The organism is Sulfurimonas sp. HSL-1656, from assembly GCF_039645585.1.
Classification (GTDB): domain Bacteria; phylum Campylobacterota; class Campylobacteria; order Campylobacterales; family Sulfurimonadaceae; genus Thiomicrolovo; species Thiomicrolovo subterrani.
This window is the reverse complement of sequence record NZ_CP147915.1, coordinates 2,197,698-2,219,496: the sequence shown is the minus strand read 5'-3', so window position 1 is coordinate 2,219,496 and position 21,799 is coordinate 2,197,698. Positions and strand designations below refer to the sequence as shown.

General features: G+C 57.8%; 18 protein-coding genes. 13 read left to right on the top strand and 5 right to left on the bottom strand.

Annotated elements, in window-relative coordinates; translation table 11 throughout:
• Positions 1 to 150 precede the first annotated feature (150 nt).
• From WCX49_RS11410 to WCX49_RS11400, 3 genes are read left to right on the top strand one after another with little or no spacing between them, the layout of a single operon-like run.
• A complete protein-coding gene (locus tag WCX49_RS11410) occupies positions 151 to 2,727 on the top strand; it encodes a plasma-membrane proton-efflux P-type ATPase (protein WP_345985208.1) in 2,577 nt (858 codons plus the stop codon).
• Between the two features lie 49 nt (positions 2,728 to 2,776).
• A complete protein-coding gene (locus WCX49_RS11405; protein ID WP_345985207.1) occupies positions 2,777 to 4,027 on the top strand; it encodes a DUF4010 domain-containing protein in 1,251 nt (416 codons plus the stop codon).
• Between the two features lie 9 nt (positions 4,028 to 4,036).
• Complete coding sequence (locus tag WCX49_RS11400) at positions 4,037 to 4,585, top strand: DedA family protein (RefSeq protein ID WP_345985206.1); 549 nt, start codon at positions 4,037 to 4,039, stop codon at positions 4,583 to 4,585.
• Here WCX49_RS11400 and WCX49_RS11395 read toward each other — a convergent pair.
• The gene (locus WCX49_RS11395; RefSeq protein WP_345985205.1) at positions 4,572 to 5,756 is read right to left on the bottom strand and encodes a diguanylate cyclase; all 1,185 of its coding nucleotides are present in this window, start codon (positions 5,754 to 5,756) and stop codon (positions 4,572 to 4,574) included. The genes WCX49_RS11400 and WCX49_RS11395 overlap by 14 nt on opposite strands.
• Positions 5,757 to 5,844: 88 nt before the next feature.
• Complete coding sequence (gene miaA / locus WCX49_RS11390; RefSeq protein WP_345985204.1) at positions 5,845 to 6,741, bottom strand: tRNA (adenosine(37)-N6)-dimethylallyltransferase MiaA; 897 nt, start codon at positions 6,739 to 6,741, stop codon at positions 5,845 to 5,847.
• 62 nt (positions 6,742 to 6,803) lie between these two features.
• On the opposite strand from miaA, the gene WCX49_RS11385 reads away from it, so the two are divergent.
• From WCX49_RS11385 to mqnP, 3 genes are all read left to right on the top strand, one after another.
• On the top strand, positions 6,804 to 7,673 hold the full coding sequence (locus tag WCX49_RS11385; RefSeq protein WP_345985203.1) for an alpha/beta hydrolase: 870 nt from the start codon (positions 6,804 to 6,806) through the stop codon (positions 7,671 to 7,673).
• A 229-nt stretch (positions 7,674 to 7,902) separates the two neighbouring features.
• Positions 7,903 to 9,540, top strand: coding sequence for a hypothetical protein (locus tag WCX49_RS11380; RefSeq protein WP_345985202.1), 1,638 nt, complete (start codon positions 7,903 to 7,905; stop codon positions 9,538 to 9,540).
• Positions 9,541 to 9,680: 140 nt separating this feature from the next.
• The gene (gene mqnP, locus WCX49_RS11375) at positions 9,681 to 10,541 is read left to right on the top strand and encodes a menaquinone biosynthesis prenyltransferase MqnP (protein WP_345986810.1); all 861 of its coding nucleotides are present in this window, start codon (positions 9,681 to 9,683) and stop codon (positions 10,539 to 10,541) included.
• Positions 10,542 to 10,704: 163 nt separating this feature from the next.
• On the opposite strand, the gene WCX49_RS11370 is transcribed toward mqnP, so the two are convergent.
• A complete protein-coding gene (locus tag WCX49_RS11370) occupies positions 10,705 to 11,001 on the bottom strand; it encodes a c-type cytochrome (RefSeq protein WP_345985201.1) in 297 nt (98 codons plus the stop codon).
• A gap of 181 nt (positions 11,002 to 11,182) precedes the next feature.
• On the opposite strand from WCX49_RS11370, the gene rfaD reads away from it, so the two are divergent.
• The 3 genes from rfaD to WCX49_RS11355 are packed head-to-tail and all read left to right on the top strand — an operon-like array spanning position 11,183 to position 14,219.
• Positions 11,183 to 12,190 (top strand): ADP-glyceromanno-heptose 6-epimerase, encoded by a 1,008-nt coding sequence (gene rfaD, locus WCX49_RS11365; RefSeq protein ID WP_345985200.1) that lies wholly within the window; start codon positions 11,183 to 11,185, stop codon positions 12,188 to 12,190.
• The gene (gene rfaE1 / locus WCX49_RS11360) at positions 12,187 to 13,623 is read left to right on the top strand and encodes a D-glycero-beta-D-manno-heptose-7-phosphate kinase (RefSeq protein WP_345985199.1); all 1,437 of its coding nucleotides are present in this window, start codon (positions 12,187 to 12,189) and stop codon (positions 13,621 to 13,623) included. The genes rfaD and rfaE1 overlap by 4 nt, the downstream gene beginning before the upstream one ends.
• Positions 13,617 to 14,219 carry a YfaZ family outer membrane protein gene (locus WCX49_RS11355; RefSeq protein WP_345985198.1) on the top strand — a complete coding sequence of 201 codons (603 nt, stop codon included), beginning with the start codon at positions 13,617 to 13,619 and terminating at the stop codon, positions 14,217 to 14,219. Before rfaE1 ends, WCX49_RS11355 begins: the two co-directional genes overlap by 7 nt.
• A gap of 21 nt (positions 14,220 to 14,240) precedes the next feature.
• Here the strand turns inward: WCX49_RS11355 and waaF are convergent, their stop codons facing one another.
• Positions 14,241 to 15,212: a lipopolysaccharide heptosyltransferase II gene (waaF, locus tag WCX49_RS11350; RefSeq protein WP_345985197.1), complete on the bottom strand. Its 972-nt coding sequence runs from the start codon at positions 15,210 to 15,212 to the stop codon at positions 14,241 to 14,243.
• Entirely contained in the window at positions 15,209 to 16,471 is a 1,263-nt protein-coding gene (locus WCX49_RS11345; RefSeq protein ID WP_345985196.1) for a glycosyl hydrolase, read from the bottom strand. Before WCX49_RS11345 ends, waaF begins: the two co-directional genes overlap by 4 nt.
• Before the next feature lie 116 nt (positions 16,472 to 16,587).
• Between WCX49_RS11345 and WCX49_RS11340 the strand changes: the two genes are divergently transcribed.
• The 4 genes from WCX49_RS11340 to WCX49_RS11325 are packed head-to-tail and all read left to right on the top strand — an operon-like array spanning position 16,588 to position 21,721.
• Complete coding sequence (locus WCX49_RS11340) at positions 16,588 to 17,910, top strand: UDP-glucose/GDP-mannose dehydrogenase family protein (RefSeq protein WP_345985195.1); 1,323 nt, start codon at positions 16,588 to 16,590, stop codon at positions 17,908 to 17,910.
• 3 nt (positions 17,911 to 17,913) lie between these two features.
• Positions 17,914 to 18,783: a glucose-1-phosphate thymidylyltransferase RfbA gene (rfbA, locus tag WCX49_RS11335; protein ID WP_345985194.1), complete on the top strand. Its 870-nt coding sequence runs from the start codon at positions 17,914 to 17,916 to the stop codon at positions 18,781 to 18,783.
• A complete protein-coding gene (gene rfbB, locus WCX49_RS11330) occupies positions 18,780 to 19,793 on the top strand; it encodes a dTDP-glucose 4,6-dehydratase (RefSeq protein ID WP_345985193.1) in 1,014 nt (337 codons plus the stop codon). Before rfbA ends, rfbB begins: the two co-directional genes overlap by 4 nt.
• Positions 19,790 to 21,721, top strand: a complete 1,932-nt coding sequence (locus WCX49_RS11325; RefSeq protein ID WP_345985192.1) for a YrbL family protein — start codon at positions 19,790 to 19,792, stop codon at positions 21,719 to 21,721. Before rfbB ends, WCX49_RS11325 begins: the two co-directional genes overlap by 4 nt.
• The last annotated feature ends 78 nt before the right edge of the window (positions 21,722 to 21,799 follow it).

Sequence of the window (21,799 nt, the reverse complement as noted above, 5' to 3'; positions counted from 1 at the left end):
GCCTTGTGCCGCCTTTGCTACTTTCTCAGCGTTTCACCGTTCTCTTCCCGTTTACTACCGATTTTATTAAAGTGCTACAATGATGCCATAAGGCTCTGAAGATGCGATGGGCATGCTTGGGGCAACCGGAATTCCTGAAAAGGAGCTACGATGGATACGCAGACGCCCGACTCACTACAGCGCGGCCTGAGCAGTGAAGAGGCCGAAGCACGCCTTTCACAGTTCGGACCCAATTCGATCGAGGAGAAGCAGGTCTCCTGGGCGGCCCGCCTCTTCAAACGCTTCTGGGGCCCTATCCCCTGGATGATCGAAACCGCCGCCGTGCTGTCGCTGAGCGTGCAGCGGTGGGAAGAGTTCACCATCATCATGGTGATGCTTCTTGTCAATGCGGCAGTGGACTTCTACCAGGAGTCGAAAGCACTCAACGCGATAGAAGTGCTCAAGAAGAAGCTGGCCCGCAAAGCGCTGGTGCTGCGGGACGCGGCCTGGCAAACCGTCGACGCCTCACACCTCGTCCCCGACGACATCATCAAGATCAAAATCGGCGATATCATCCCGGCTGATGCGAAACTGCTCAGCGGAAGCGACTATATCCAGGTCGACCAGTCCGCATTGACAGGGGAGTCCCTGCCCGTCGATAAAAAGGTTGGTGACGACCTCTACGCCAACGCGATCATCCGGCAGGGGGAGCTGATCGCCCACGTTACGGGCACCGGGTCACACACCTATTTCGGAAAAACGGTCGGGCTTGTTGCCAAGGCGGAGCGCGAAGGGCGGAGCCATTTCCAGAAAATGGTCGTGCGTGTCGGGAATTTCCTCATTCTGCTGACACTGGCGATGATCACCGTCATCATCTACCACGGTGTGCAGAACAACGAACCGACGGTCGAACTGCTGATCTTTTCGCTGGTGCTGACAATCTCTGCCATTCCCGTCGCCATGCCTGCCGTCCTTGCGGTGACGATGGCGATAGGGGCGCACGTCTTGGCGCTGAAAGAGGCCATTGTCAGCCGTCTGGCCGCGATCGAGGAGCTCGCCGGTATGGATGTACTCTGCTCGGACAAGACGGGGACGCTGACGCAGAACCGCATGAGCCTGGCCGACCCCTACATCGCCGACGGTTTCGACGAAGAGGCGCTCTACGTCTATGCCGCCCTGGCAAGCAGTGAGGAGAACGGCGACCCCATTGAACGCCCTATTTTCGACATGATCGACACGCGCGGGCTGCGGAAGCGGCTGACGCCGTGGCAGCTCAAGAAATTTCTCCCGTTCGATCCCGTCCATAAACGCACCGAGGGGATCTATGACGGCGGGGAGTGTGAGCTGATCGTCACCAAGGGGGCACCGCAGATCATTATCGAGCAGAGCGATGCGCATGAGTTTGACCGCCAAAAGGCGAATGAACAGGTACAACAGTTCGCGGACAAGGGGTTCCGCACCCTGGGGGTTGCCTACCGTAAATGTGAAGAGGATGTCTACCACTTCGTGGGACTGCTCCCCTTTTTCGACCCGCCCCGGAGCGACTCGAAACTGGCCGTCACGGAGGCGGAGGCGAACGGGGTTGATGTCAAGATGGTGACGGGGGACAACATCGCCGTCGCGACCTATATCGCCCGGCTGCTTTCGATCGGGGAACAGATCGAGGACGTCCGCGCCCTGAAGGGCGAATCGATCGAAGAGTACATCTACCTCTCGAAGGTATTGACCTCGGCCATCACCGAGGCGGTGATGCCGCATGCAGCCCCGGCCGAGGTGGATGCGAAAGTGCGGGAGATCCTGCAGAAGGTGCAGCGCGAGCTCTACAACATGCCGATACCGAAGGGCGTGGTGAAGAAGCACGAATCGGAGATCATCGCACTGATCGAGGCGGCGCACGGGTTCGCCCAGGTCTACCCGGAAGACAAGTACTTTATCGTCGACGAGCTGCAGAAGGCGGACCATATCGTGGGGATGACCGGCGACGGGGTCAACGACGCCCCGGCACTGAAGAAGGCGGACTGCGGCATCGCGGTCGACGGGGCGACGGATGCGGCGCGCGCGGCGGCCGATATCGTGCTGACGGCGCCGGGCCTGCACGTAATCGTTGATGCGATAAAGGAGGCAAGACAGATCTTCGAGCGGATGAAAAGCTATACGATCTTCCGCATCGCCGAGACGATCCGCGTCATCATCTTTATGACGCTGGCCATCGTGCTCTACGACTTCTACCCGGTGACGGCGCTGATGATCATCATCCTGGCGCTGCTCAACGACATCCCGATCATGACCATCGCCTACGACAATACCAAAGTAAGGCAGAGACCGGTACGGTGGGATATGCGGGAGGTGTTCGTCCTGGCGACCTGGCTGGGGATTGCCGGAGTGCTCTCCTCGTTCACCCTTTTCTGGATCACGATGTCGCTCATGCACCTGCCGCTCGATTTCGTGCAGTCGCTCTTTTTCGTCAAGCTCATTGTCGCCGGCCACGGCACGATTTTCAATACGCGTATCGATGAGTGGTTCTTCCGTCGTCCTCTCCCCTCGGCAAGGCTGTTGGCGGCATCGCTGCTCAGCGCCGCCGCCGGGATCATTATCGGTGTTTACGGTTTGGGGGTGATGGTACCGATCGGATGGGGTGCCGCTGCAGCCGTCGGGGCATACGCTTTCATCTGGTTCATCTTTAACGATGTCGTCAAAATGGCGGTTTTGCGCTATTATCGTAAACGGTTCGGCATCGCGGTGATCTGAGGGGTCAAGAGGCGAAAGACATGACGATGCTTTTTTGAGGAGTCAAGTGATGGAACAGTATTTTGACAGCCGGCTGGCACATTTCGCCCTGACGGCGATGTTCAGTTTCCTGATCGGCCTGGAGATCAAGACCTACCGGCTCCGGTTCCACCCCACCGACCAGGAACATACGTTCGGTTCGGCACGGACCTATACGTTTCTCGGCATCCTCGGCTATCTCTGCTGGCTGCTCGGTACGGCCCCCTATCTGGTCGCGATGGGAGGGGTCACCCTGCTTTTTGCGCTTTTTTACGTCCAGCAGCTCAACAAGGGGCGTCCCTCCATTCTCTTCTACCTCGCGGCGCTGCTCGTTTATACCATCGGGCCGCTGTCGGAGCTTTTCGCGATCTGGCTCCCCTCCCTGGTTTTTGTCCTGATGATCTTCCTGCTCAACGCCAAGCCGCGTCTGCAGGAACTCTCCAAGAGCCTCAACGCCGAGGAGCTGGAAACGGTCGGCAAGATGGTACTGCTCTCGGCCGTCATCCTGCCGCTCCTGCCGCATCAGCCTATCGGTACATTTCTGCCCCTGTCGCCCTTTGAACTCTGGAGCGCGGTCGTGATCGTATCATCGATCTCCTACGGCGGTTATCTGGCCCAAAAATACATTTTCCGCCAGCGGGGGTACCTGATCGCCGGGCTGATCGGCGGGCTCTACTCCAGTACCGCGACGACGGTCGTGCTCTCGCGCAAGGCCGCCGAGATCGGGAACCGGCGCCTGATGACGGGGGCCATCGTCGCTGCCTCGGCCATGATGTACCTGCGCCTGATCGTGATCGCCGTGATTTTCACCCCGGAAGTGGCCGAGGCGCTTCTGCTCCCATTTATGCTCTTTGCCCTGGCGGCCTTTGCGATCGCGGCACCGTATGCCCTGCGGCAAAGCGGGGAGACGGTACCGGTGGAAGGGAGTGTTGATACGAATCCGCTGGAACTGGGGACGGCGTTCCTTTTTGCCATCTTGTTTGTCGTGATGATGGCGGTGACGCAGCTTGTGACGGCCCATTTCGGCACGGGCGGGCTGCAGCTGCTCTCGTTTGCCGTCGGCTTCACCGATATCGACCCTTTTGTCCTGTCGCTGCTGACGGGCCATGAGGGGTTGAAAACGCCGGTGATCGTCTCATCGGTGATGATCGCGGCGGGCAGCAATAACCTGCTCAAGGCGATTTATGCCGTCTGGTTCGGGGGCTTTGCCGCGGGCCGGATCGCCGCGCTCTGGCTGCTGCTGCTCGGGCTGTCGACCATAGGGGTCGCTTTTATCATCTAGGACGCTGATATGTTTGAAACGCTGGTGATGACGTACGGTTACGCGATGATCGCCGCGGGCACTTTTTTGGAAGGGGAGACGGTCCTAGTGATCGGCGGCTACCTTGCCCATGCAGGCTACCTGGAGCTTCCGTGGGTGATCGTTTCCGCCTTTGCAGGCAGCTTTGCCGGGGACCAGTTGTACTTTTTCATCGGGCGAAGGCGAGGGATCGCCCTGCTGGAAAAACGTCCCCGGTGGCAGGCGAAGTCCGAACGGGTACGTTCGCTGCTGCATCGCCGCCAGAACAGCGTGATCGTCGGTTTCCGTTTCCTCTACGGGCTGCGGACGGTCACCCCCTTCCTGCTCGGAGCGAGCGGGATCAGCCCGGCAAAGTTCATACTGCTCAACGCCGCCGGTGCGGCGCTTTGGGCTGTTGCTATTGCGCTGGCGGGTTACCTGCTGGGGCACACTGTGACGCTCTTTTTCGCGGAGGCACACCGCTATGCCCTCTACGGTGCCCTCGCCGTTGCCCTTGGTGCAGCGGCGGTATGGGGATGGCGTATCGCTAGACGGAAGTGATGACGCGGTTCCGTCCCGCCGCTTTGGCTTCGTAAAGTGCGGCATCGGCCCGCCGGATGACGGTTTCATAGTCCGGGTCGCCGTCTACTGTTTCAGCAACGCCGAAACTGACAGTCACGACGCCGGTGCCGGGTGAGCTCTTATGGGGGATTTTCAACGCTTCGATATGATGACGCAGCGCTTCTGCAAAACGTGTAGCGTTGGCGATGGGGGTATTGGGAAGCATGATGATGAACTCCTCGCCCCCATACCTGGCAATGCAGTCGCCGGGGCGTTTTAGGGCCTTTTGCATGGTATGGGAAATCTTCTGCAGGCAGCGGTCCCCTTCGATATGTCCGTAGGTGTCGTTATAAGCTTTGAAAGAGTCAATATCAGCCATGATCAGCGCAAGGGGCTGCTTTTCGCGTCGTTCACGCTGGTACTCCTCGTTCAGGCGCTTCATAAAGTGGCGCCGGTTTGCGATACCGGTGAGCGGATCGATCATACTCTGTTCCTCGAGCGCCCGGTAGGCACGCCGGAGGCGCCAGCCCACCAGCAGAATGACGACAAGCCCGATCAGGGCGATAAGAAGATGCCCGCCACCCAGCGGAAGCAGGGGAATCTTGACATGGGGGATAGTGACACTGATCGCGCCGCGGATATCACCGACCTCGTACCCTTGCTCTCCGTGGCACTGAAGGCAGCTTTTCCTGGTATAGAGCGGTGCCATGTAACGGTACCCGTCATCGAAAAATGCCCCGTACTCTTTTTCCCCCCGGTAAAAGGCAGCAAGCACTTTTCGCTCCCAGGGATAGGGGGCATTCCCGGCGCGGATCGGCTTGAGGCTGGTAATATGGATCTGCACTCCGTCGTAGTTTTCCGCCAGTTCGGAGAGCTGGCGCGTCATATAGGCGGGGTTTACGAGGGTCAGCGTCCGGTTGTCTTCGAGAGGGATATCCCGCAGTACACCTTTGAGGTAGGGGTTGGGCGGTGTCGAAGCGTCGGCGAAGACGTAGACGCCGCCGTGGCGTGCATTCCACTCCCGTGTGAGAAGGATCTGCTGGAAGAACGCCCGTCCGCTTTTGAGCATGGCCTCCTCGTCGAGTTTTTTGTGGTGGGCGAACTCCCATGCCCATGAAAAGAGAACAACGAGTATCCACCCCGTCGCCAGCAATGTTATCTTCCCTATCATCTTCTTCCCTGTAGGTTCATAGTATCTGATGTATGTATATCTATAGATTATAGCTTAGATCGTGATGAAAGGAGGCGTTGAGTCTGTTTCAGTTTGAGAGCGCGGCAGTGAGGTGCGGGAGCAACACGTCGTACGGCAGAACTGTCTTGGCGGCAAACTGGTTCCGGTTAAAGGTCTGCTGCCGCTTGGCCAGTTGTGCCGTGTGGGTAATGATCTGCTGCGTCATCTCCGCTTTGGAGACTTTCCCGTCAAGGAACTCCAGCACTTCGGTGATGCCGATCGCCTTCATGGGGTTGGGCGTGCGCCCGTATTGCTGCTCGAGACGGGCAACTTCATCGATGAGGCCGGAGGCAACCATCTTCTCGGTACGCCTCGTGATACGCTCACGCAATACGTCGCGCGGTACGTCGATTGCGAAGAGGGGCGCGTCGGCCAGGACCGGTTCGGGGGGGTGGACTGCGAACCATGCCGAGGGGGGCGTGCCCGTCTGCAGGTAGATCGTCAGCATCTTTTCGGTGCGGTAGCGGTCGTTGGGGTCAATCCCGGCCATATAGGCAGGATCGACGCGCTGCAGCAGCCCGTAGGCATTCGCCTGATCCTGCAGCATTGCCGCGACCTTTTGGCGGGTGCTCTCATCGGTAACGGGGGTTTCGGAAATCCCTTCCAAGAGGACTTTGAGGTAAAAGGAGGTGCCGCCGACGATGATCAGCGGGACACCGGCGGCTTCGCAGTCTCTGAGGGCCTGCCGGTAGAGGTCGACGAAGGTCGTGACGTCAAAAGGCCGGTCCGGCGTCAGGACGTCGATGCCGTAATGGATGATCTCCCCGCGCTCTTCTACGGTGGGCTTGGCCGAGGCGATGTCGATCCCTTTGTAGATGCTGAGAGAATCAAGCGAGAGGATGCGCGCGCCCGTGACGGCGGCGGCCTGCAGGGCGAGGTCGCTCTTGCCCGAGGCCGTGGGTCCGATGAGGGCGATCGTTTTCATGACGACAGTATACGCTACAATCGCTGTTAAAGTTGCGTGCAACGGGCACAAGGAGAAGCAGGATGAAACTGGCTGCATACGCGGTTGCAATTGCGGTATTGCTGGTGTTGTCGGGGTGCGAAGCGATGGTGTTCCAGCCCGATTCGAGGGTCTACGCGACGCCGACGGATCTCAATCTCAGCTACCGTGAAGTGCGCTTCGACTCCCGGGACGGTACACGGCTGTCGGGCTGGTGGCTTGAACCCGGCGGCGTACCGCGTGGAACGGTGATGGTCGTACACGGCAATGCGCAGAATATCTCGGCGCATTTTTTGGGATTCGACTGGCTGGTACGGGCGGGATACGAGGTGTTCATCTTCGATTACCGGGGGTACGGCGCCTCGGAGGGAAGCCCGGGGCTGGAGGGGGCGGTGGAGGATACCGAGGCCGCCCTGGCCTACGTGCTGGCCCGGCGCGGGGGCAGGGTGACCGTCATCGGGCAGTCGCTGGGGGGCGCGCTGCTGTTCAATGCCCTGGCACGGCAGGGGACGGAGCGCATCGCGCTGGCCGTTTTCGACAGTACCTTCGCCTCGCTGCCCCAGGCGGGCAGGGAGGCGCTTGACCGCTCCGTCGTGGGGTGGCCCGTGCAGTGGGGTGCGTCGCTGGCCCTGACGGACCGCTTTGATCCCATCGGGATCGCCCCGTCGCTGGCGGTTCCGAAGCTCTACATTGCGGGCAGCAAGGACAGCATCATCTCCCCCAACCACAGCTGGCAGCTCTTTGACGCCTCGACCCGGCCGCGTGCGTTCTGGCTGGTGACGGAAGCGGGACACATCGCAACGTTCAACGCCCCCCTTGTCCGGGCGCGCTTTCTCGCCTTTATACGCCGCCCGGTTTTCGACCCGGATGCCTCGGCCATGCTGATTTTCGACCGTTCCGAGCCTGCGCGTTAGACGGAACAGCTTCGGCGCGACGACAGCTTTCTGTTATAAGTTATTACAATTTTATACGCGCCGATTAAGTCAAGAGGGACTATAGTGAATTATTAGGAAAAAGCCAAACCGCGTGTGACGGTACGGAAAGCCACGGAGCAAGTTTTGAAACGCCGGGCTGCCCTTTAAAAAAGAGGCAGTAGTGTTGAGATGAGTGTAACCGAACTGCCTATTTCAAAAGGAGTTCACAATGTGTTGCGCAACGCGTGTATCCAAAGTGGCTAAAACGTTAATGGTGGCGGGGAGTCTTTTAGTCGGAAGTGTGGCTGTATATGCATCTGATTATGTTCCCGGATCAGCCCAGGTAGAACTGGATGGGAATGTTGTAGATAACAGTGGGCCGGGTGATCCTGTAGACTGGGTCAATATCGGGACGGGTACGAATGAGTACCAGACGACTGTCATTCAAGACAATGGTCCCACAACAGACAGGGTTGACCAAGACATCTTCGATAAAGGTTCGAAAGATGATATGTATATAAGTAAAGCCGAAGCGGAAGCAGCGGGGGGTGGAGGTTATTGGCAGTGGAAAATTCCGAATAACCATAAGGCGACGGACAAAGTCGATATTGTGCATGCCTCCGCATCCATCTACGAAGAAGATGGAGACATGATCATTTATCTCCAGGCTGACCGTTTTGACAACAGAGGGGATGCCTATCTGGGCGCTTGGCTCTTCAAAGATAAAATCATCCCTGTTAGCACAGGGCCTGACAAGGGAACCTTTTACGGCAGCCATCAACCGGGTGATGTCTTGATGCTGTTGAATTTTATCAACGGCGGTGCTGAGTATACGATTCAATTCTTTGTCTGGACAGAAACCGGACTGGATACAACAGGCGTAGACGGGACGCTGTTTGGGAGTGTAAACACTAATCTTTCACCTGTCAGTACAGGAGGTCCAACGAGCCCCTATTATAACTATGTCACCAAAGACAAGTCTGCGCCGGCCGGGGAGTTTCCGACGTTTACGTTTTTCGAAGGGGGCTTCAATCTCTCCAAATTTTACCGATATATTGAACAGGACGTACCCTGCTTCACGACGGTCATGATCGAGTCACGCAATTCATCCTCCATCGATGCAGCATTGGAAGACTTTGCGATCGATAACGACTTCAGTACCTGTAGCTTCAGTGTGGCTAAAACTTGTGTCGGCTCTGCGATCAATGCGACCGGTACCGGAGTAGACTACGACTATAACATTACCCTTACCAATACAGGTTTCGGTACACTGGATGTGAATTGGACCGACGATTACGGTACGCCAAATAATGGTAGCGATGACCCCAGCGGGAGCGTGTCGGTGTCTAATGCTTCACCTGCAATTATCGAAGTATCAATCCTGGGTGCTCCGCTTGGTATAACGAACGGAGTTAAAGCAACAGGACTGGGAGTGGAAAAAACAGCTTCTGCAGATGAGCCGAATGAGTGCCCGGTTGCGGTTGACCAGAATGTGACGGTAACCAAACAGTGTAAAACGACACTGGATGGCAATGAAAGTAGCGGTTATACGGTGGTGAGAGTCGACTTTGACGGTACCGTATGTAATGACGGGAATACGAAAGTGGGGAACCTCAGTCTGAGTGACTCAACGGAAAGTGAAACAGGCTATACAGCCGATCTGAATCAGACTGAATTGTTACCGGGAGAGTGTGCGTCGTATAGCGGTACATACTATCCGAATACACCGGGTATTACCTGTGCGAAAGATAATGCGCATTCGGATGTAATCACGGTATATTATGATGAAAATCTGACGGGCGAAAGCAATTCGACATTGCCGGTGTCCTCGGGAACATGTCCTCTGTGTGATGAGAACTGTCAGTGATTAGAAGGCGGCATTCCGCCGCTCTCCGTCTATTCTTTTCTTCAAGGGTTTCTTTCCGAGAGTTTTTGCAGCCTATCTAGAGGCTGATACCTCGGCTATGCTGATTTTTGATACAATTAAACAAAAAAGTGAGTAGCCGGGTGAAACGCATCGTCGCCAAACTGCATGATTTCAATGAGCTGGTGATGTTCCAGCACTCCATCTTCTCTCTCCCCTTCATCTTTATCGCGATGATCGTCGCGGCCGAAGGGTGGTTCGGTTTTTCGCTGCTGCTGCTGGGGATCCTTGCGGCAATCTCGGCGCGCAACTTCGCCATGGGGGTCAACCGCTACGCCGACCGTGATATCGATGCGCAGAACCCGCGGACCCAGGGGCGCCCCAATGCCGACGGCAGGCTTGACAGTACGACGATCCTGCTCTTTTCCGCCGTCAATGCGCTCGTCTTTATCATTGTCGCCTACCTGATTAACGATCTGGCCTTTACGCTGGCGATTCCGGTACTGGCGGTGCTGGGGAGCTACTCGTATTTCAAGCGTTTCAGCGAGCTGGCCCACGTCGTGCTGGGAATCTCCCTGGGCCTGGCACCCCTGGCCGGGGTGGTCGCCGTGAGCGAGAGCGTACCGCAGTGGTCCGTGCTGCTCTCCCTGGGGGTTCTCTTTTGGGTCGCAGGGTTCGATCTGCTCTATTCGCTGCAGGATATCGAGTTCGACAAGCTGCACGGCCTGCACTCCGTTCCCTCCGTGTACGGTCCGAAGGCGACGCTGTTCATCTCGACCCTGTTTCATCTCAACACGGTGCTGTTCTGGTGGATGTTCGTCTGGGCGGCGGAGCTGGGCTTTTTCGCATGGATGGCGGTCGCGGTCAGCACAGTGATGCTGGGGTATGAACACTATCTTGTCCGCAAGGACTTCACGAAGATCGACCGCGCTTTCTTTACGGTCAACGGCTACCTTGGGATCGTTTTCCTGGTGCTGATCATTCTGGATCAGTGGCTGGGCTAGACTTTTATTGCTGAAATCGTTTCGGTAGGCATCGCTTCGGGTCAGGTGTGATGATGGATGAGGTCTGTACCGGTTCGGTTGAATGTTTCGTTAAAGCAGATCAGGGAAAAAAATGGGGTGGTAGAAAAGAGGTGTTCCGCAGGAGCGCGGAACGGAGCCGGAATTACTTCAGGCCAGCGATGTAAGCTGAAACAGCTTTGATGTCTGCTTCAGAGTACGGAGCAACCTGACCTTTCATCAGTGCACCCATACCGTGAATGTTGCGTGTACCGGCTTTGTATTCAGTCAGAGCCGCTTCAGTTTTAGCAGCATCCCAGCCTTTAATGATCTCAGATTTACCGAGGGCTTTTTTCTCGCCGCTTGCACCGTGGCATGCAGCACATTTTTTGTACAGAGCAGCACCGTCAGCCGCCATCAGAGATACGCTAGCAACAAGCAGAGTCAGAGCGATTTTTTTCATTTTTAGGTCTCCAAGTGAAAATTTCGGGGTTCATTATACAGATTTGACTCTTAAACATTGTTAATCATTCCTATTAGTTTCGCTTAACGAGATGTTCACTTCTGCTGAACAAAAGGGGCTCTTAGAGGGTTGTTACGTTCAAAATGGTAAAATCCCCATTATTTTTAACATGGGGAAAACGATGCGCTATATTGATGACGACCTGAAAGACAAGACGATTCTGATCACAGGGGGCGCGGGCTTTATCGGCGCGAACCTGGCCTTCTATTTTCAGGAGAATCATCCCGATGCCCATGTCGTCGTCCTCGACAGTTTCCGCAGCGGCGAGACGCTCAGCAACGGCAACCTCAAAAGCTTCGGCCACTTCAAGAACCTGGTCGGCTTTACGGGCGAGGTGATCAGCGGCGACATCAACGACAAGGCGCTGCTGGCCAAGCTGGAAAACGATTACGATTTCGACTACATCTTCCACGAAGCGGCCATCTCCGACACGACGGCGCTGGAGCAGGACCTGATGATCCGCACCAACCTCAACGCCTACAAAGACCTCCTGGATATGGCGGTGCGCCAGGGGGCGAACATGATCTACGCCTCTTCGGGCGCGACGTACGGCGATGCCCCCTCGCCGCAGCGCGTCGGGGTCGAGGCACCGCAGAACGTCTACGGCTTCTCCAAGCTGATGATGGACCACCTCAGCCGTGACTACATGAAGCGCGAGAAGATCGGCATTGTCGGCCTGCGTTACTTCAACGTCTACGGGCCGCGGGAGTTCTTCAAGAACAAGACCGCGTCGATGGTGGTGCAGTTCGGCCACCAGATCCTCGCCGGCAAGAACCCGCGCCTCTTCGAAGGCTCGGACAAGATCGTGCGCGACTTCATCTACATCGAGGATATCATCCAGGCGAACATCCTCGCGATGCAGCCCAGGGAGAACGGGATCTACAACGTCGGTACGGGTAAGGCGCGCTCCTTCCAGTCCATCGTCGACACACTCCAAAAAGAGCTGGGGACTTCCATGCCGTGCGAGTATATCCCGAACCCCTTCGTCGGGCGCTACCAGTTCCACACCGAGGCGGATATCGAGAGCACCAAGCAGGGGCTCGGGTATGCGCCGCGCTATGAACTCGAAGACGGTATCAAAGCCTATATCCCCGAGATCAAGCGCCTCTTTGAAGAAGAGGTCAAATGATCCCGATCCTGCGTGACAGCCGTCCCAATATTCTCGTCATCGGGGACCTTATGATCGACCACTACCTTTGGGGCCGGGCGGAACGCATCTCGCCCGAAGCGCCGGTACAGGTCGTCGACGTCGCCAACGAGACGACGGTGCTGGGCGGGGCGGGCAACGTTATCAACAACCTGATCGCCCTGGGTGCCTCCGTCAGCGTCGCCTCGGCCATCGGGGATGACGCCAACGGCAAGGAGCTGACGCTGATGCTCAAAAGCATCGGCGTGAAGACGGAGGGGCTGGTGACGCAGGCCGGCCGCAAGACGAGCAAAAAGAGCCGCGTCATCGCCGCGAACCAGCAGATCCTCCGTTACGACAAGGAGTCCAAGGACGCCATTACGGAGTCCTCCGAGGCGAAGATCCTCGCCGCCGTGGAGAAAGACCTTTTTCTCTACGACATCATTATCCTCTCCGACTACGGCAAGGGAGTCCTGACCCCGGCACTGGCCCAGGGGATTATTTCCCGCGCACGCCGGGGAGGCAAGAAAGTGCTCGTCGACCCCAAAGGGCGCGACTACTCGAAGTACCGCGGCGCGCACCTGCTGACCCCCAACAAAAAAGAGGCGATCGAGGCGACCGGCATCGAGATCACGGACAGTGAAAGCCTGCAGGCGGCGCTGCTGTGGCTCAAGAACGAATGCGACCTCGACCGCTCCATGATCACCCTCTCCGAGGACGGGATCGCGATTTTCGACGAGAAGCTCAAGCGTTTCCCGACCGTGGCGCAGGAAGTTTACGACGTGACAGGGGCGGGCGATACGGTCATCGCCTCCATCGCGTTCGGCCTCAGCTCGGGCCTCAGCATCGACGATGCGGCCCGCTTTGCGAACCTTGCCGCCGGCGTCGTCGTCGGCAAGATCGGTTCGGCCACGGTGACCCTCGATGAGATCGAAGAGTACGAGGCGATGCTGCACCAGAGCAGCTCCGATGCGCACATCAAGAGTTTCGAGGAGATCGACCGGATCGTCAACCGCTGCCGTGCGGGCGGCAAACGCATCGTCTTTACCAACGGCTGTTTCGACATCCTGCACGTCGGCCATGTCAAGTACCTGCAGGTGGCCAAGAGCTTCGGCGACATCCTCATTGTCGGGCTCAACTCCGACGCCTCCGTCCGCGCGCTCAAAGGGCCGTCCCGCCCGGTCAACAGTGAAAACGACCGCGCCTATATTCTCGCCGCGCTCGAGTCGGTGGATTATGTCGTCAAGTTCGGCGACGACACGCCCTACGAGCTGATCAAGATGCTCCGCCCCGACGTCCTTGTCAAAGGGGGGGATTACGAGGGCAAAGCCGTCGTCGGAACCGAATTTGCAGGGGAACTCAAACTCGTCGATTTCGTCGAAGGCAAAAGTACGACGAAAACCATAGCCAAAATCCAGGAGGGAACAACATGCTGAAAACTTTGGTAGCTACGCTGGCGCTCGGCTGCTCGCTGTTCGCGATGCACGAAGCGGAACTGAACCTGAACAACTACGATCTCAATCTGAAACTCGATCTTGATATGGGGCAGTTCAACGATGCCGTTGATCCGGATACCGTCTTTGTCGGTGCGCGTTATCTGCACGGTTCCTACCACCACAGCGACGAACTGCGCGACAAGGATCATGATCTTGTCGACCTGCATTTTGCCGTCGGGGAGCACCTGGATGCCAACCGCGCGCTCAAGCTCGGGCTCGGGGCCAAACTCGTTTACACCTCTATTGAAGGGTATGACTATTACGCCATGCCGCTCGGACTCTTCGCGCGCTACACGCTGCCGCTGAACCTGCCGATCCCCTTCGTCGTGGGAGCCGATCTTTACTACGCGCCGCAGGTGCTTGCCTGGCAGGATGCGAAGAACTACCTGGAGTATGACGTGTCGCTCGATATCCAGATCATCGAACGTGCCGCGGTGACGGCGGGGTACCGCAAGATCGATACGGACTTCGACCTTCCCGGCGGGGATTTCACTTTCAATGAAGCCTGGTTCGCCGGCGTCAAGTTCCGCTTCTAAATCTCTCTGCTTTCGGCGGGCTCAGCCGATGAGCCGTTCCGCCGCCTCGATCACTTCATAGGCCTCAATCGATTTCATACATTCGTGATGTTTGAGGGGACATTCGCGCTTCATGCAAGGGGCACACTCCATGTCGTGGCGGACGATGGCGCTTTTGGGGTTGCCCCACTGGCAGGTCTCTTTGTGGCGCGTCGGGCCGAAGATGGCGACGGTGGGCACGCGGTAGGCGGCCGCGACGTGCATGGGACCGCTGTCGTTCGTGACGAAAAGCGAAAGGCCCCCGATCGCTGAACAGAGTTCCGGGATGGTCGTTTTTCCCGCGAGGTTGCGGTAGTTCTCAACCCCCTGTTCCTGCAGATCCTTTTCAATCGCCTCCGCCATCGCCGTTTCACCGGGACCCCCGAAGATAACGATGTCGTAGCGGTCTGAAAAATGGGCGGCAACGGCGGCGAACTTTTCGGGATACCACCGTTTGGCCGAACCGTAGGTCGCTCCCGGGTTGATGCCGAGCGTCGGTCTGTCAAAGGTCTGCGGTGTCATGAAAAGGCGCAGCGGTCCCGGTGTTGTTTCGCCGCCGCAGAGACGGTCGGCGAGCCGCTGGTACTGCCGGGTGAGATGCTCTTCGCGGGAGAGGGCAACAGCGTCGCTGAGCAGCAGCTGCGCATGCCAGCTTTTACGGGCGACGGTCCTGGGGGTTCCTGTCCAGCGCAGCAGCAGCGAGGCGTGCAGCTGGTTACGGAAACTGACCGCGGCGTCATGGCGGCCGATCGTTTTGGCGAAGCGGTAGGTGTTGGCGAGGCGGTTTCCTCCCTTTTTCGTCTCGTCAACGTAGGCATTGACACACATAGGGTGGTATTTGAGGGCCTCGACGGAGACGAAGGAGCCGACCAGGGTCAGCCGCGCCTGGGGGTAGCATTCGCAGAGCGACTCGATGGCGGCCGTGGCCATCACCGCGTCGCCGAGCCAGTTGGGGAGGATGACCAGCAGCTTCACGCTTCGTCCTTTTCAATGAGATAGACCGGGGCGCCGGTGACAGTCAGGGCATTCGTCGTAAAAGTGTTGCCGTCACGGTCGATAAAGTGGCGGGGTTCGGCAAAGTGCCGGGTATACGACTCCCCGTTCGTCCAGAAGATGCGCATCAGGCCTTCGGGGCGCTGCAGCAGCATTTCAAACTGTTCTCGCCGCTGCTGAAGTGCGATATGATGCGCATCTTTCAACAGGGAGATCATGGTCTTGAACGCACGAAACGCAGGACGCTCATGCCACCCCTCACGGGTATCGACGAGGCCGTAGCCGGGGGCGGCGAGCTGGTGCCAGTAGACGGTGGCAACCTGCTGCGTTGCCAGGGCGAGCAGGTAGTAGCGCACCATGTACGAGGCGTAGGTCTCCTCGTCGACGCACTCCTTTTCGCTGGTCGGCGCGTAGGGGGCCGTCCCGCTCAGGGGCCAGTTCGTCTCGGTGAGATAGAGGGGGTATTTCGCCCGGGGGGAGAGCATCACCAGTGAAGAAAGGAAATTGATCTTGCACGGCAGGTCGCACCCCGCCTGGGTGTTTTCCGGGGCCCCGCGGCGGTCGACGTAAAGAAGGGCATTGACGGCGTCGAACCGGACACCGCGGAGGTTGAAAAGGGCGTGGGCGGCGAAGTGGTATTCAAAATCGATCACGCCGGGGCCGATCAGCTTCAGCTCCGGAAAACGCTCGTCGCGGAGCTGCTGCGCCGTTTTGAAAAAGTCCAGGTATTCGTTGACGCTTGCAAACCCCCATTTGGCACGGTTGATGGTTGTGCCGATCTGGAAGCGGTCGCCGAAGGGGGCGAGGGCGCTAAAGGTGCGTTCGAATGCTTGCCGTCGCAGCGCTGTATCTTCAATGTGCTCGCGGTCCTGCATCAGCACGAAGAGCAGTTGCTTTCCTTCGAGTTTCCGGGCAAAGGCGGTGATCTGCTCCAGGGTGTCCGGCTCCCAGAGTTTGACGCGGATCAGCAGCTCGTCGACATCAAGCTCGGCAACGGCGTCGAACGTGGCATCGGGCTCGCGGAGAGGGTCGATGACGAGGCCCGTAAAACGGGAGGACTCAACCGGGCGGCGGCGCAGGAAAGGCATGGCCAGCAGCCCGAGCGGCAGCCAGAACAGGCCCGAGAGCGCCGTTTTGGCAAGGGAACTCCGCTGCGCTTTTCGTAGGCGGCGTTTGAGGGCGCGGTCTTTGAGCTGATAGGGCTGGTCGGAGTGGAAATCCCAGGCGTACGGCAGTTTCATGTCGGCATTATATCGTGTATCGCACGGCCTTCGTAACCGCGGAGTAATCGCCTCAATGGGCTTCTAACCGGGGATGAGATAAAATATCCCCCATTAAAACAGCAGCAAGGACACTCATGAAAATCTCCGTCATCGGAACGGGCTACGTCGGACTGGTCAGCGGGACCTGTTTTGCACAGATGGGCAACAGCGTCACCTGTGTGGATATCGATGAGGCGAAGATCGCGAAACTGCGCGAGGGGATCATTCCGATCTACGAACCGGGTCTGGAAACGATGGTCCTGGAGAACCATGAGAAGGGGACGCTGACGTTCACGACCGACATCAAAGCGGCGATCGCCTCGACGGATGTCGCCTTTATCGCCGTCGGTACCCCGATGGGCGAAGACGGCAGCGCGGACCTGCAGTACGTCCTGGCCGTCGCCAAGAGCATCGGCGAGCATATGCAGCACTACATGGTCGTCGTTGACAAGTCGACGGTGCCCGTCGGGACGGCGGACAAGGTCAAAGCCGCGATCCGGGCGGAACTGGACAAGCGCGGTGCCGACATCGATTTTGACGTCGTTTCCAACCCGGAGTTCCTCAAAGAGGGTGCCGCCATCGAGGACTTCATGCACCCTGACCGCGTTGTCATCGGCGCCGAGAGCGAGCAGGCGATGGCGGTGATGCATGACCTCTACGCACCGTTCATGAAGAAGAGCGACCGCTTCATCGGGATGGACATCAAGAGCGCCGAGATGACCAAGTATGCCGCGAACGCGATGCTGGCGACGAAGATCAGCTTCATGAACGAGATGGCCAATATCTGCGAACGCGTCGGTGCGGACGTCAACAAGGTGCGCCACGGTATCGGCAGTGATGCCCGTATCGGCTACAGCTTCATCTACCCGGGCTGCGGCTACGGCGGCAGCTGCTTTCCCAAGGACGTCCAGGCCCTCGCCAAGACCTCCAAGGACTTCGGTTATACCCCGAGGATTCTCGACGCCGTCGAGGCCGTGAACTACGATCAGAAGATGGTCATTGCGAACAAGGTGATCAAGCGCTTCGGCGAGGACCTCTCGGGCCTCACCTTCGGCATCTGGGGCCTGGCGTTCAAACCGGAAACCGACGATATGCGTGAAGCCTCCGCCATCACGATCATCAATGCCCTGACAACGCGCGGCGCGAAGATCAAGGCGTACGATCCCAAAGCCCGCCACGAGGCGGAGAGCCACTACCTCAAGGGCAATGAAAGCGTCGAATACGTGGACAGCAAATACGACGCCCTCACCGATGCCGACGCGCTGATCCTCGTCACCGAGTGGCAGGAGTTCCGCAGCCCGGACTTCGACGAGATCGACAAACGCCTCAAAAGCCCCGTCTTCTTCGACGGCCGCAACCAGTTCGATAAAGAGCGCATGGCGCGTCTTGGATTCGAATATTTCCAGATCGGGGTCTAAAGCGTGAAAGGCATCATTCTGGCCGGCGGCAGTGGGACGCGGCTCTACCCTATTACGAAGGGCGTTTCCAAACAGCTGCTGCCGGTCTACGATAAGCCGATGATCTACTATCCGCTCTCGGTCCTGATGCTCGCCGGGATCCGCGAGGTATTGATTATCTCCACCCCCAAGGACCTGCCGCGGTTTCAAGAGCTGCTCGGCGACGGCAGCGATATCGGCATGCGTTTCGAATACGTCGTACAGCCCGAACCCGAAGGGCTGGCGCAGGCGTTTATTCTCGGAGAAACATTTATCGGTAGCGACAGCGTCTGCCTCGTTCTGGGGGACAACATCTTTTTCGGACAGAACTTTACGAATATTCTCAGAAGAGCGGCGGCGCGTCAAAACGGTGCGACGGTCTTCGGTTACAAGGTCAAAGATCCCAAACGTTTCGGCGTCGTTGCTTTCGATGAGAACAACCGCGCCGTTTCGATCGAGGAGAAACCGGAGAAACCGAAGTCGAATTTTGCCGTGACGGGACTCTATTTTTACGACAACGATGTCGTGAAGATCGCCAAGGGGATCACCCCCTCGGAACGGGGGGAACTGGAAATTACCGATGTCAACAGGGCCTACCTTGAGCGGGGGGAGCTACAGGTGGAACTGATGGGACGGGGCTATGCCTGGCTGGATACGGGTACCCACGACAGCCTGCTCGATGCGGGGCAGTTTGTACAGACCATCGAACACCGGCAGGGGTACAAGATCGCCTGTATCGAGGAGATCGCCTATGCCAACGGCTGGATCGATGCCGGGCAGGTCAGAAAACTCGCCGAGCCATTGAAGAAGACGGAGTATGGTCAGTACCTTATCGAACTGGTGGAGGAGATATGACAACGCTTCTCGTCACCGGATGCGCCGGCTTCATCGGCAGCAACTTCGTCCCCTATTTTCTCGAGAAATACCCGGAGTACAACCTCGTCAACCTGGACCTCCTTACGTATGCCGGTAACCCTGATAATCTGAAAGAGGTGGAGGGGCATGAACGCTACACCTTCATCGAGGGTGATATCTGCGACCGGGAATTGGTCGGGCGGATCTTTGAGGATTTCGATATCAGAGGTGTCATCCATTTTGCGGCGGAGAGCCATGTGGACAACTCCATCGCTAACCCGGGGGTCTTTATCGAGACCAACGTCAACGGTACTTTTACCCTGCTTGACGTCGCCTATAAAAAGTGGATGCAAAAACCCTTCGTCTACAAAGCGTCGTACGAGGCGTGCCGCTTTCACCACATCTCCACGGACGAGGTCTACGGCACGCTGGGAGAAACAGGATTTTTTACCGAAGAGACGCCGTACGCTCCCAACTCTCCCTACAGCGCCTCAAAAGCGGGCAGCGACATGGTCGTGCGCAGCTACCACCACACTTACGGAATGAATACCGTGATCACCAACTGCTCGAACAACTACGGGCCGAAACAGCATGACGAGAAGCTGATTCCGACGATTATCCGCAAAGCCCTCGCGGGGGAGGCGATCCCCATCTACGGCGACGGCAAGAACATCCGTGACTGGCTCTATGTACTCGACCACTGTAAAGGGATCGACCTGGCCTACCACAAAGGCAAAAACGGAGAAGTCTACAATATCGGCGGCCGCAACGAGCGCACGAACAACTACATCGCGGACAAAGTGTGTGAGATCCTTGATGCGCTCAGACCGAAAGCGCAGGGGAGCTACAAAGCGCAGATCCGTTACGTCGAGGACCGGGCCGGGCACGACCGACGCTACGCGATCGATGCGACGAAGATCGAAACGGAACTGGGCTGGAAGGCCGATGAGAATTTTGAAAGCGGGATCGTCAAAACGGTCGAATGGTATCTGCGTCGGGAGTCACGATGAAAGTGCAGAATGAGACTCTGGAGCTGTTTCAGGCTTTGCTTGCCGAGGTCCGTCGTAAAAAGCTCTCGCTGGTCCAGCTGCGTCACCGTCCCATCAGCGAGGAGTTCGCATTTCACGGTGATTATGACTTTCTCCTTCCGCAGGAGCAGCGCGAGGCCTTTCTGACACTGCTGTTTGAGATGGCGAGCGATGCCGCTATCGCGTTCGGTATTGACCAGACGAAGAGCGGGAAACTGAAACTGCTTCTCTACGATACGGAATCACCGGCGTATATCACGCTGGAGATCTGGAACCACCTGCAGGTCCATGACCCTGAAGGCGCGTCGCTCAAGCGCATATTCTGGGAGGACCTCGCGCCCATGCTCGGTGCAACGGAAGCGGGAAGGATGACACTTCCTTTTCCCATAGAAGCCCTCTATTACCTTTCGCACCTCTATACCAAGAACAAGCGCCTCGATGCGGAAGAGGTGGCGCGGCGTGTCGCGTATTATCTGCAGGAAGCGGAAGCGCGCGGCGAGGAAGTGATCGTGGCACTCTTCCGGGAATTGCCGTCGCGGGGCATCAAGGCTGTTGCTCACGAGGCGAACCGCGAACTGATGGCACTGGGCATCCTGCGGAGCAGCGGTGATAAAACACGCTACTGGGAGGAGAAACGTGCGCGCTTCCTCGAGGAGTGGCACCGTTTCCGGATGAAAAAATGCACCAACCGCAGGCTGATCCCCTTTGTCGGGCCCGACGGTGTCGGAAAAACAACACTGATCGAAGCCGCTTGCAGCGTCACACTCAAGGCCTCGTATTACCGCTTCAAGAAGATGTTCCGCAAGGCTCTGCTTTATAAAGCGGCCCTGCCCTTCATGCGCCTGCGGACGAAAAAAGCGATGGGGATGAAACCGGAGAAGAACCAGGTCGACGACTATTGCGGCGGCGCGGTGCTGGGGATCGCACTGCTTCGCTATCCGTTGCTGTGGCTGCAGACACGGCTGAAAGGCTACCTGCTTGCCGACCGGTACTATTTCGACTTTCTGCTCAAAAACAGCCGTTTCGAGGGACATGAGAGCGGACTGAGAGAAGGGTGGCAGCGCTGGCTCGGTCTGTTGCCGACGCCGGGGCTGCTCGTACAGCTTGACGCCCCCGCTTCCGTGATCCGTGCCCGGAAAGAGGAGCTCTCAGCGGAAGATATAGGCCGCTACCGGACGCTGATGTTCCGCCTCTACCTGGAAAAACCGTCGGCGCGTTACCTCTACCTGAATACCTCACGTCCCCTGGAATCCTGCTCGCAGACACTGATGCAGGCGATGGAAGGCGTCGGCGTCAAAAAAAAAAGCAGCGCGCAGCAGCTTGATCTGAGCCGGGCCCAGCTTTTGGGCAGCGGGAATGAACGGTTGTGCTATGTCCACCCCGGGGACCCGTCGAAGGTCATCAAGGTCAACCGCAAGGGGGTCAAAGGAAGGGAGCAGAACCGCATCGAGGCGGTTTACTACCGGAACCTGCGGTGGTGGGAAGTCTCTTTTCATCATCTCCCCAAGTGCCGCGGCTGGATCGAAACGTCCGAAGGAAAAGGGTTGATGTTCGACCGTATCACCAATGCGGACGGTACGGCGCCCGTCACCTTTGACGAAGCGCTCCGTTCGGGCACCGTTTCCGAGCAGGAGGGGCGCCAGATGTTGCATGCGCTTGGGGACTATCTGCTGGAAAACTCCATTCTTTTCGCCGATGTCGCACTGAGCAATGTCATCTACCGGCAAAGCGAGGAGGGGGGAAAACTGATCATTGTTGACGGTCTCGGCTCAAGGCACTGCGGACCGAAGTTCTGGCTCTACCGCAACGTCCGTTTGCTCTCGCGCATGCGTATCCGCCGGCAGCTGGCGCGTCTGCAGCAGAATTTTGACACGCTGGTGAAAACACTCGGCCGGAGCGCTGACACCTGAGTTACTTCGTATCGACAGTTACCGAAGGGTAACCGTTTCGTGACGGGAGCATGTCCTTTGCTCCTGTAGTATTGCTTA